Source organism: Lachnoclostridium sp. An118, from assembly GCF_002160985.1.
GTDB lineage: Bacteria > Bacillota > Clostridia > Lachnospirales > Lachnospiraceae > Claveliimonas > Claveliimonas stercoravium.
Genome location: NZ_NFLQ01000022.1, coordinates 39,156 through 50,930 on the forward strand (window position 1 = coordinate 39,156; position 11,775 = coordinate 50,930).

Here is an 11,775-nt window from a genome sequence, read left to right on the forward strand (position 1 = left end):
TTTTCTTTTATAAAATGTTATTATCAGCTTTCCTACTCTTCTATATGAAGATTTTCCATGACTTTCATGATATGCTCATTGGCCAGCCGCTCTGCCAGCTCTTCATCTCTGGCCTTGATGGCCTCCAGGATGGCCCGGTGCTCCCCGATGGATCGCTCTGCCCGGTGCTCCTCCTCCACGGACATAGTCCTTGCCGTCTTCACATACTTGTGAAAATCCGACAGTACATGTTCCAGTATACGACTATTGGAGGCGTGATACAAGACTTTGTGAAATTTTCCGTCCAGCTCCGACACCTGCTGGGCCTTCTCGGCGCCCTTTTTGTCCGCGCTCTTTCTCTTCAGGTGGAACTCGGAGAGAAGGATCACCTCCTCCAGCTCCTCGATCTGCTCCTCCGTGATATACCTGGTTGCCCACCTGGCGCAGAGCCCCTCCAGCATGGACCGGATCATGTAGATATCGTGCACGTCCTTCAGGGAAATGCCGGTCACGTAGGCTCCCTTGTTGGGGATGATGGTCACAAGTCCCTCCAGCTCCAGCTGGCGGAGAGCCTCCCGCACCGGGGTCCTGCTGACCCCCAGCTCCTCCCCTATGCCTGCCTCCCGCAGCTCGTCATTTTCCTTATAGACACCGGAGAGTATGTCCTCCCGCAGCCTGCGGAACACCCTTCCCCGGAGAGATTGGTCCTGGTACTCTTCCATTGTCTTTAGTCCTCCTGTGCAGTCAGTGTCACACCTGTCCTGCGGCATGCGTCGTCAATGACCTTCAGGAGCTCCTCGTCCGTCAGCACGGTGACGCGCCCGCTCTCGTACTCCTGGTCCACCCAGTCCTTGACGATAGACACTAGCTCTGTGTTTTTATCCACCTGCCTTCCCTCCGGCAGATGGAAGTAGGTGTTGATCCAGTGGGCGATGCCCGCCAGCCCGGATGTGTTGGACACAGCCACAAGGGGCGGTCTGTTGAGGAATTTATCCGTGTCAAATATGTTGTATATCTCCTCATTCTTCAAAAGCCCGTCCGCGTGGATGCCGGCTCTTGTGACGTTGAAGTTCTTTCCCACAAAGGGCGTCCTGGATGGGATGTGGTATCCGATCTCCCTCTCATAGTACTCCGCCAGCTCTGTGATCACTGTGGTGTCCATGCCGTCCAGGGTACCTCTCAGCTGGGCGTACTCAAAGACCATGGCCTCCAGGGGCGTATTCCCCGTCCTCTCCCCGATGCCGAAAATGGAGCAGTTCACGCCGCTGGCCCCGTAGAGCCAGGCTGTGGAGGAGTTGCTGACCGCCTTGTAAAAATCATTGTGTCCGTGGAACTCGATGAGCTCGCTGGGCACACCTGCATGGACTCTTAGCCCGTAAATGATGCCCGGGATGGACCTGGGTATCACGGCTCCCGGATAGTTGACCCCGTATCCCATAGTGTCGCACACGCGGATCTTCACCGGTATCTGATATTCCTTCATCAGGTTCATGAGCTCCAGGCAGAAAGGAATGACAAACCCGTAAATGTCCGACCTGGTGATGTCCTCCAGATGACACCTGGGGCTGACGCCGGTCTCAAGGCACTCCCTTATGACAGAGAGGTAATGCTCCATGGCCTGCTTTCTCGTCATTTTCAGCTTATAAAAGATATGGTAGTCCGAGCAGCTCACAAGGATGCCCGTCTCCTTCATGCCAATCTCCTTCACAAGCTCAAAGTCTTTCTTGCTGGCCCGTATCCAGCTTGTGATCTCCGGGAACTGGTATCCCTTCTCCATGCACTGGTACACAGCGTCCCTGTCCTTTTTGCTGTACAGGAAAAATTCGCACTGGCGTATCTTGCCCTTTGGGCCGCCCAGCCTGTGGAAATAGTCGTAAATATCCACGATCTGCTTTGTGCTGTAGGGCGCCCTGGACTGCTGTCCGTCCCGGAATGTGGTGTCTGTTATCCATATCTCGTCCGGCATGCTGTGGGGCACGATCCTGTCGTTAAAGGCAATCTTCGGTATCTCGTCATAGTGGAAAAGATTCCTGAATACATTCGGCTCACTTACATCCACAAGAGGATACATGTGCTCCTCCAGCTGAAGCAGATTTGTGTGTTCATCAAGGTAAACCTTCCGGTCCTGCATGTGTCATCTCTCCTTTAGAATATTCTTGTATAATTGTATACAATCATACAAAATGTGTCAACATGAAATTTGACCAAAAACCGGAAAAAACTCCAGATGCAGGTTGCATATATATGAAAAACGGACCGTCTGCACAAGACGGCCCGAAAAATCCCGGGAAGATCCCTTTCTATTCTGTTGCGATATAGTAGACGGCGCTTTTCTCCTGCCTGCCGTCCTCTCCCAGCCAGACAGACTGCACTTCATAATATCTGTCCTTTCTCAGCTGGACAAGCCGGCTTGGGCCGCCGCACTCCTGCACAAAGAGGCGGTCCGCCTCCTGCCGACTGTCAAAGCCGCCCTCCCGAGGGGCATTCCACTCGCAGACAGTGACCTGATCCGGGAAATCCTCCTCTCCCTCTCCGGCCGATATCCGGTACGGCACACTGTCCTGCTGATAATCCTGCAGCTTCAGGGTGGTGAACTCCGGCCCGGAGAGCGGCTCCTCCCACTGGTCCACCTCACGGGCAGAGGGCTCCACGCGTTCCCCGTTCATCCGGGACGAGAGGGTATCCTGAAAGATGAGCGCCGGCGCGTCCCCGGCCGATAGGCCGGAGGCCTGACAGCCGGCGAGCAGGACCGCAGTTCCTGCTGTCAGAAGGGTGCAGACCCATGTTTTTCGCTTCATATCTTCTCCCCCTGTCTGTTTTAGGTAGCTTCGCTCCAATGTTTTAGTACAGCTTCGCCCCAATCTCCCTGGGCTCATATCCAACATCCCGCAGGGCCTGCATGATCTGGTGCTTGTGCTCCGTGCCGAAGGCCTCCAGCGTGATGCGAAGCTCCACTGCCGCATTGCGGTTGGTGCTTACAAACTGGTTGTGCTCCAGCTTGATGACATTGCCCTGGGCGTTCGCCACGGCTGACGCCACGCGGACAAGCTCGCCCGGCTTGTCGGGCATGAGCACAGAGAGGGAGAAGATACGGTCTCTCTGGATAAGGCCATGCTGCACGATGGAGGACATGGTGATCACGTCCATATTCCCGCCGCTCAGGATGCAGACTACTTTTTTCTTCTTTACATCCAGCTGCTTGAGCGCCGCCACAGTGAGAAGGCCCGAGTTCTCCACCACCATCTTGTGATTCTCTACCATATCAAGGAAGGCGCCTACCAGGTCGTCGTCCTCCACGGTGATGATGTCGTCCACATTTTCCTTCACATAGGGGAACACCTTGTCTCCCACCCTCTTCACAGCCGTACCGTCCGCAATGGTATTGGCGCTGGGAAGCGTAACGGGCTCTCCTGCCTCGAGAGCTGCCTTCATGCTGGCAGCCGCTGCCGGCTCCACGCCGATCACCTTGATCTTGGGATTCAGCATCTTAGCCAGTGTGGCTACGCCTGTGATCAGGCCGCCTCCGCCGATAGGTGCAAGGATGTAATCCACTGTGGGGAGCTCCTGCACAATCTCCATGGCAATCGTACCCTGCCCGGTCGCCACATCCAGGTCGTCAAAGGGGTGGACGAAGGTCATCCCCTGCTCCTCAGCCAGCTTCAGCGCATAGGCGCAGGCATCATCGTACACATCTCCGTGGAGGATCACGTTCGCTCCATAGCTCTTTGTGCGGTTCACTTTGATAAGAGGGGTGACTGTGGGCATGACGATGGTGGCCTTGCAGCCGAACTTCTGGGCCGCAAAAGCGACGCCCTGGGCATGGTTGCCGGCAGAAGCCGTGATGAGCCCCTTCTCCCGCTCTTCCTCTGTCATGGTGCTGATCTTGTAGTAGGCTCCTCTCACCTTGTAGGCGCCTGTGTACTGCATGTTCTCCGGCTTCAGGTATACCTTGCCCCCTGTCTGGGAGCTGAAGTACTCACTGTAAACAAGATCTGTGGGAAGAGTCACCTTCTTTACAAGTTCGCTTGCCTGTTCAAAATTTTCCAGTGTCAGTTTGTCCATCATGATCTCCTGCCTTTCTTTTTCTTCATTTTATTCTTCTTTTTCCTCCGGAACTGCAAAAAGTGCATCTACAAACGTATCCGCATCAAACTTCTGCAGATCGTCGATCGTCTCTCCCACGCCGATATATTTCACCGGGATACCAAGCTCGGCCTGTATGGCTACCGCAATGCCTCCCTTGGCTGTACCGTCCATCTTTGTCAGGATGATGCCTGTAATGTCAGCCACATCTTTGAATTCCTTTGCCTGCTGGAGAGCGTTCTGCCCGGTAGTGGCGTCCAGCACCACCAGCGTCTCCCGGAATGCCTCCGGGTACTCCCGGTCGATGATCCGGTTCATCTTCCGCAGCTCCTCCATCAGGTTCTTTTTATTGTGAAGTCTGCCGGCTGTGTCACACAGCAGCACATCTGCATGGCGGGCCTTCGCAGCCTGCACTGCATCGTACACCACGGCAGCCGGGTCGGACCCTTCCTGCCCGCCGATGAGCTCTGCCTGGGCTCTGTTGGCCCACTCCCTGAGCTGTTCTCCCGCAGCCGCCCGGAAGGTGTCCGCAGCCGCCAGGATGACCTTCTTATTCTGGGCCCGCAGCTTGCCTGCCAGCTTTCCGATGGTAGTCGTCTTTCCCACTCCGTTGACGCCCACTACCATGACCACTGAAGTCCGCTCCTCAAACTCGTAGGCCGTCTCTCCCACATCCATCTGCTCCTTGATGCTGTCTATGAGGATCTGCCGGCAGTCGGCAGGCTCCTTGATATGCCTCTCCTTCACCTTCGCCCGCAGGTCGTCCAGGATGTCCTCCGTGGCCTGAACGCCCAGATCTCCCATGATGAGGACCTCCTCCAGCTCCTCGTAAAAGTCCTCGTCAATGCGGGAAAAGCCGTGAAAAATGCTGTCCATGCCGGACACGATATTGTCCCTTGTCTTTGTAAGGCCCGAGACGAGCCTTCTGAAAAATCCTTTTTCCTCTGCCATAATCCTGCTCCTTTTTATTTTTGGTGCTGCTTCTCCATCTCATCCAGCTCATTTTCCAGGAGGCTGACAGAAACCATAGTGGAGACTCCCTTCTCCTGCATGGTGATACCGTACAGCCTGTCTGCCGCTGTCATAGTCCCCCGCCTGTGGGTGATGACAATGAACTGGGTGTTCTTTGTCAGCTTGTGGAGATACTGTGCGAACCGGGTCACGTTGGAGTCGTCCAGGGCCGCCTCGATCTCATCCAGCAGGCAGAATGGGGAGGGCTTCAGGTTCTGGATAGCAAACAGGAGGGAAATAGCGGTCAGCGCCTTCTCTCCACCGGAGAGCTGCATCATATTCTGCAGCTTCTTTCCCGGCGGCTGGGCGATGATGCGGATGCCCGCCTCCAGGATATCCTCGTCCTCCATCAGCTCCAGCGTTCCCTTTCCGCCGCCGAAGAGCTCCTTGAACACTTTGTCAAACTCCCCGGCAATCCTTGCGAACTGCTCGGTGAACTGCCTGCGCATAGCCTCGTCCAGCTCCGCGATGATCTTCTCCAGGGTGGCCTCCGCCTCCACCAGGTCCTCGTGCTGCCCCTTCAGGAACTCGTACCGCTCGGACACATCTTTGTAGTCCTCAATGGCGTTCACATTGACAGAGCCAAGGCCCCTGATATCGCTCTTCAGTGTCTGTATCTGCCTGCGCATGTAGGCCAGGTCTGTGAGATTTTTGTCCCGCAGCTCCAGAGCGTGGCTGTAGGTGATCTCATACTCCTCCCACATGTAGTTGATCTGCTTTTCCGATGCCTCCTCGCAGCTCTCTTTCCTGCTCTCCAGCCGGAAGATTTCCTTATCGAGGTCAGCCATGTGTCTGGACAGCTCTTCCCTCTTCCCGAGGAAGGCTCTGTGTCTCTGGCTCAGCTCCTCCCTCTGCTCCACGCTCTCCTGTATCTGTTCCTCTATCTCCTGGAACAGCTCCTTCGAGTCCTCTATCGTCTGGCGTATCCCGCGTATCTGCTCCTCCTTCTCCTGGATTTCCCGGGAGGCATCCTCTTTGCTCTCGCCCAGCTCCTGCTGCTCTTCCTCAAATTTGGAGATCTCCTCCTGGATACGCTCTTCATTCTCCAGGATGAAGGTATGTCTCTGTTCCAGTCCCGCAAAGGCAAGCTGTGCCTCCTCGGAGGCCTTCTGGCAGCGAAGTTCCTCTTCCTTTTCCCCCTCCAGGAGCCTCTGGTCCTCCTCAGTCCTCCGCGTGATCTCCTGCTCCAGGGCTGTGGAGGTATCCAGCTCCACTGTGATGGACTCCTGGTTATTGCTGATGTCCGTGATCTGCTGATCCAGCTCCTGGCTCTCCTTCTGGATGGACCGGGCGGTCTCCAGAGAGGTCTGTATCCTCTCCTGACACTGGTCCAGGTTCATCTTCGCCGTGTTTTGGATGATATAGGCCTTCTGCAGCTCCTGCTGGATCTCGTCCATAGACTCGTAGCAGGCAGCCCTCTCTCTTCGGAGGCTGTCTGCCGAGGCCTCCATCTCCTCCATCTCCTTTTTCAGATGGCGGACGGTCCTTTCAAATTCTTCGATCTCTCTGCGCCGGCTCAAAAGATTGCTGGAATTCTTGAACGCTCCTCCTGTCATGGAGCCTCCCGGGTTCAGCAGCTCTCCCTCAAGAGTCACCAGACGCAGGGTCTGCCTGTATTTGCGGGCAATGGCGATCCCGTGGTCGATGTTGTCCACCACGATCGTCCTGCCCAGCAGGTTCTCCGCCAGCTCCCGGTACTGCTCCTCCACCTTCACGAGAGTGTTGGCGAGGCCCACGACGCCCTTCTCTCTCAGCGCCTCCGGTCTGGATATGCCCCGTCCTCCGCCTATGCCGGTGAGCGGGAGGAAGGTGGCTCTTCCGTACCGATTCTTCTTGAGGAAATCGATCATCCTCTTGGCCGTCTCCTCCGTATCCGTAACAATGTTCTGGATGCTGCCGCCAAGAGCGGTCTCAATGGCGATCTCATACTCTTTGTCCACCTTGACGATATCCGCCACCACGCCCAGGATACCCTTCTCCTTCTCCCTCTGCTCCATGACCCTGCGGATGCTGCCGCCGTAGCCGTCATACCGCTCTGTGATGTTTTTCAGAGACTCCAGACGGGATTCCTCCCTGTGGTAGGCAGTCTGCCCTACCCGCAGCTTTTCTGTCTGCCCGGAAAGCTCCCTTTGGAGGCGCTCTATCCTCTGCTCGCAGGCTTTGTTCTCATCGGTCAGGCTGCGTATCTTCTCCGATATCTCCTCCAGCCGCTCCCTGTGCTCCAGGGCGCTCCTCTGCTCCTCCTCGGCCTCGCTCCTGGCCTTGATGAGCCGCTGGTTCATCTGGGATTTCCGCACCTGGATCTGCTCCATCATGGTATCGTAGCGCTGGATCTTAGCCTGGGTGGAGGCCCTGTTGTTGAGGATATCAATGATGTCGTTCTTGCTCTTTTCCACCTGGTCTGTCAGAGCGGCGATGCGGCTCTGCACCTCGATGAGACGCTCCCTGGCCTTCTCCCTGGCAGCGGATTTCTCCCGCAGCTCCCCGGCGATCTCCTCCTTCTCCTTCTGAAACTGGAGGAGCTGCTCCTTCCTCTCCCGGATTTCGCTTTGGATGGTCTGATACCGCTGCCCGAAATGCTCATCTGTCATCCGGGCACTGTTGATCTGCTCCTTCAGGAGCTCTATCTGGTTCTCAAGCTGCTGCTTCAGGAGATTGGTCTCATTCAACTGGCTTTTGGCCCTCTCGATAGAGTCGTCAATTTCATCCACCTGTGCCTCGATGGACTCATACTCCTCCTTCATGGAGCCATAGGCGGTGTCCGCCTCCCTGAGCTCCTCCCTGGAGACATTCAGCCTGTCCTCGATCTCGCCGGCCTGCTCCTTCAGCCTCTCGGTCTCCAGAAGGAACATATTGATGTCAAAGGTCTTCAGCTGCTCCTTCTTCTGCAGATACTCCCTGGCCACCTCAGCCTGCTTCTTTAAAGGTCCGATCTGTCTCTCCAGCTCGGACAGGATATCGTTCACCCGCAGGAGGTTCTGCCTCTCATCCTCCAGCTTTTTGACAGACATGTTTTTTCTCCGCTTAAATTTCACGATGCCCGCCGCCTCGTCAAAGAGCTCCCGTTTCTCCTCCGGCTTGCCGCTCAATATTTTATCGATCTGCCCCTGGCCGATGATAGAGTAGCCCTCCTTGCCGATACCAGTGTCGTAGAACAGCTCGTTGATGTCCTTCAGACGGCAGGGGCTGCCGTTCAGGAGATACTCACTCTCTCCTGAGCGGTACAGTTTTCTTGTGACAGTGACCTCCTCGTAATCCACAGAGAGCTGATGGTCAGAGTTGTCCAGGGTGATGGCCACAGAGGCGTAGCTCAGAGGCCGCCTGTTCTCCGTGCCGGAGAAGATGACATCCTGCATGCTTCCGCCCCGCAGCTGCTTGACCCGCTGCTCCCCCAGGACCCAGCGCACAGCGTCCGCCACATTGCTCTTACCGCTCCCGTTGGGACCCACGATCCCGGTGATACCATTGTGAAAATCAAACACGATCTTATTTGCAAAAGATTTAAAGCCCTGTATCTCTATACTTTTTAAATACATGTAACACCTACTTTATATTCCTCTCGTGCAGGAGCAGGATGGTCCTGTAGGCCGCCTCCTGCTCGGCAGCCTTCTTTGTCCTTCCGCTCCCTGCACCGTATACATCTCCTCCGATGTGTACCTCCACATGGAAGGTCTTGTCGTGGTCAGGCCCCTCCTCCCCGGTGAGCTCATAGGCCACCGGCTCTTCAAAAGCGGCCTGCACCAGCTCCTGCAGGATAGTCTTGCTATCGTAAAAGAGCTTTTTGTGTTCCAGGTCGTTCAGCACAAACCTGTGTATAAACTCTTTTGCATTAGCAAAACCACCATCTGAATATATAGCCCCGATCAGCGCCTCCATGGCATCCGATGTGACGGAGTCCCTCTCTCTTCCGCCTGTCAGGTCCTCGCCCTTCCCCAGGAGAAGATACTCGCCCAGGCGGATCTGGCGGGCACAGTAGGCCAGCGCCTGCTCGCAGACCATGGACGCCCTTGTCTTTGTCAGTTCTCCCTCAGGCATTTTCTCATTTTCGTGGAACAGGAACTCACTGGACACCAGTTCAAGGACGGCGTCGCCAAGAAATTCCAGCCTCTCATTGCACTCGTACTTGGGCAGATGCTTTTCGTTCACATAGGAGCTGTGCATCATGGCCCTTCGGAGCAGTCTGGGATCCTGAAAGGTGTATCCGATCTGTTCCTCCAGTTCTTTTAATTTCCGACTCATATAAACCCTCATAAAAGAAAAAGCCCGCATCCGGGCTTTTTCTCCTTTCTGCCTAGTTTGTTGCGTTTTTGATCTGCTCTACAGCGTCGCCCACTGTCACGATCTTCTCTGCGTCATCATTGTCGATCTCAATGTCAAACGCTTCCTCGATGCCCATGATGATCTGGAAAATATCCAGGGAGTCCGCTCCCAGGTCATCCACGAACTTTGTCTCCATTGTGATCTCATCTGCGTTTACATTCAGCACGTCAGCTATAATTTCCTGCAATTTTTCGAATTCCATTTTCTTCATCTCCTTTATATTGCTTTGTATCTATTCATCGGACGAGTCATCCGCCTGAATACACTCCTGTATCTTCTCATTGATCCTCTGCTCCCGGAAGGTCAGGCACTGGAGGATAGAGTTGGATACCTCTCTTGCCCTGGAGCTCCCGTGTGTCTTTACCACAAGCCCCTTCAGTCCCAGCAGCGGAGCTCCGCCGTACTCGCTCGTGTCAAAGCTTTTCAAAGTCTCCTTGAGTGCGGGCTTTACAAGAAGGGCCCCTATCTTGCTGCGGAGGCTGCTCATCATTCCCTCCTTCACCTTGCTTATCAGCACTGCGCCCACGCCCTCGAAGAGCTTCAGGATGATATTTCCCGCAAACGCCTCACAGACGATGACGTCCGCCTGCCCGTGGGGGATCTCCCGTGCCTCTATGCTCCCGGTAAAGTTGATGCCCTTCGCCTCTTTCAGGAGGGGAAACGTCTCCTTCACAAGAGCGTTGCCTTTCTCCTCCTCGGCTCCTATATTGACGATCGCCACTTTGGGATTTTTCACTCCCATCACATGCTCCATATAGATGGACCCCATCTTGGCAAACTGGACCAGATGAGAGGGGCGTGCATCCACATTGGCGCCGCAGTCGATCAGCAGGGATACCCCCTTCTCTGTAGGGATAAGCGGGGCAAGGGGCGGCCTCTCCACTCCCTTGATCCTGCCAACGATGGTCTGTCCTCCCACGAGGATAGCTCCTGAGCTTCCGGCAGATACGAAGGCATCCGCCTCCCCGGCTCTGACCATCTTCATGCCCACCACGATGGAAGAATCCTTCTTCCTGCGGATGGCATTGACCGGAGGCTCCGCTGTCTCGATGACCTCCGTGGCGTTCACGATCTCTATCCTGTCGCTGTCATACGTATACTTTTCCAGCTCTTTCCTGACAACCTCTTCCCGTCCTACAACATACACCTTGATGCTCTTCTCCCTGGAGACCGCATCAACCGCACCCTTGACCATCTCCGCCGGGGCGTTGTCGCCGCCCATGGCGTCAAGGGCTATTTTTGTAAGTTCTGCCATTTTTCTTTCCTCCATAACTACTAGAAATATTCTACTAGACATTATCCCAAAAATCAATAATTTGTTTTCCGGAAGGGAAAAACACCTACAGCGGCTTTTCCACCCTGATCTTCACAAGGCTCCCGGCCGCTCTTGACAGCTCCTCCTTGTAGGCCAGCTTCCTGTACCGCTTCACGTGGGTGTCTGTGATCCCCATCTGGGCCGCCACCTGCCCCGGGGTGGCCTCGTAGGAAAAGAGATTGTAGGCGCAGGTATTGCGGAGCATCTGGCTGCTGTAGCCAGGTATGCCCGCAAGGGCAGTGTACTTTTTCATCATCCTGGAAATATACATCGTGTTCAGCGGGCCGCCCCTCCTGTTGTAGAACAGTGTGGGCCTCTCCTCCCTCTGCCCCATATAGCTCTCCAGCACGGCCAGGGCGTCGTCCGGGACATAGACGCCGGCCTGTCTGCCCTCCGGTACAGCGAATGTCCCGTTCTCATAGACCCCTATGTCCTCCGGGCAGAGCGCGCATATCTCTGTGGAGGAAAGGCCCGCCCGATACATGAGCACAAGGATGGTGTACGCCATCCGGTCCTCCTCAGCGGCCTTAAGGAGCTTATCCACGTCCTCCACGGGGATGACCCGGGCGTATTTCTCCTGCCTGGCAAGGCGCGGCAGATAAGGGTAAAAATTGTCCTGAAAGGTATCCGGCAGGCCGTATCTCTCCCTCTCCCTGCACAGGAAATCCGCAAAGGAATGGAGCTCCCGGAACTTCTTTGCCGGTGTCCCGGGCTGCAGCTCTCCCCTCTTTGTCTTCTCCGTCATGATGCCGTAGTATCTCTGCACATCCGCCGCTCCGGCCTCCGTGATGTCCTTCCCGGTGAGCCGTGTGAACTCGCAAAGATCGCTCCAGTAGGAGGCCCGGCTCGCGGCGCTCTTAAAGTGGGCTGCAAAATCGGGCCATAGAATTGTCTTTGTCTTTTCAGATACACATCTGCTGTCCATATCCTGTCCTCCCGCCTTGTCTGGGTAGTGTCAAAAACTACCATGCTTTTTATTGTTTAAAGTTACGTTTTACCTTGATCTTTTGGAGGTTTGCAAATAAAAAGAGCATTGACCTCCCTTTTCGTGTATAATGTCATCGACC

10 protein-coding genes are annotated in these 11,775 nt (G+C 55.3%); all 10 read right to left on the bottom strand.

Features of this window, described 5'->3' with window-relative positions; genetic code table 11:
* Positions 1 to 32: 32 nt before the first annotated feature.
* Positions 33 to 701, bottom strand: a complete 669-nt coding sequence (locus B5E62_RS14790; RefSeq protein ID WP_087175293.1) for a GntR family transcriptional regulator — start codon at positions 699 to 701, stop codon at positions 33 to 35.
* Between the two features lie 5 nt (positions 702 to 706).
* Complete coding sequence (locus tag B5E62_RS14795) at positions 707 to 2,110, bottom strand: 2-isopropylmalate synthase (protein ID WP_087175294.1); 1,404 nt, start codon at positions 2,108 to 2,110, stop codon at positions 707 to 709.
* A 169-nt stretch (positions 2,111 to 2,279) separates the two neighbouring features.
* The gene (locus B5E62_RS14800; RefSeq protein ID WP_087175295.1) at positions 2,280 to 2,777 is read right to left on the bottom strand and encodes a hypothetical protein; all 498 of its coding nucleotides are present in this window, start codon (positions 2,775 to 2,777) and stop codon (positions 2,280 to 2,282) included.
* 43 nt (positions 2,778 to 2,820) lie between these two features.
* Positions 2,821 to 4,041 carry a threonine ammonia-lyase gene (ilvA, locus tag B5E62_RS14805; protein ID WP_087175296.1) on the bottom strand — a complete coding sequence of 407 codons (1,221 nt, stop codon included), beginning with the start codon at positions 4,039 to 4,041 and terminating at the stop codon, positions 2,821 to 2,823.
* A 30-nt stretch (positions 4,042 to 4,071) separates the two neighbouring features.
* A complete protein-coding gene (gene ftsY, locus B5E62_RS14810; RefSeq protein WP_087175297.1) occupies positions 4,072 to 5,013 on the bottom strand; it encodes a signal recognition particle-docking protein FtsY in 942 nt (313 codons plus the stop codon).
* A 14-nt stretch (positions 5,014 to 5,027) separates the two neighbouring features.
* Positions 5,028 to 8,609 (bottom strand): chromosome segregation protein SMC, encoded by a 3,582-nt coding sequence (smc, locus tag B5E62_RS14815; RefSeq protein ID WP_087175298.1) that lies wholly within the window; start codon positions 8,607 to 8,609, stop codon positions 5,028 to 5,030.
* A gap of 7 nt (positions 8,610 to 8,616) precedes the next feature.
* Positions 8,617 to 9,312 carry a ribonuclease III gene (gene rnc / locus B5E62_RS14820; RefSeq protein WP_087175304.1) on the bottom strand — a complete coding sequence of 232 codons (696 nt, stop codon included), beginning with the start codon at positions 9,310 to 9,312 and terminating at the stop codon, positions 8,617 to 8,619.
* A gap of 52 nt (positions 9,313 to 9,364) precedes the next feature.
* Positions 9,365 to 9,595 (bottom strand): acyl carrier protein, encoded by a 231-nt coding sequence (gene acpP / locus B5E62_RS14825; RefSeq protein ID WP_033124620.1) that lies wholly within the window; start codon positions 9,593 to 9,595, stop codon positions 9,365 to 9,367.
* A 30-nt stretch (positions 9,596 to 9,625) separates the two neighbouring features.
* On the bottom strand, positions 9,626 to 10,648 hold the full coding sequence (gene plsX, locus B5E62_RS14830; protein WP_087175299.1) for a phosphate acyltransferase PlsX: 1,023 nt from the start codon (positions 10,646 to 10,648) through the stop codon (positions 9,626 to 9,628).
* Between the two features lie 85 nt (positions 10,649 to 10,733).
* Positions 10,734 to 11,633, bottom strand: coding sequence for a tyrosine-type recombinase/integrase (locus B5E62_RS14835; protein WP_087175300.1), 900 nt, complete (start codon positions 11,631 to 11,633; stop codon positions 10,734 to 10,736).
* Positions 11,634 to 11,775: the final 142 nt, after the last annotated feature.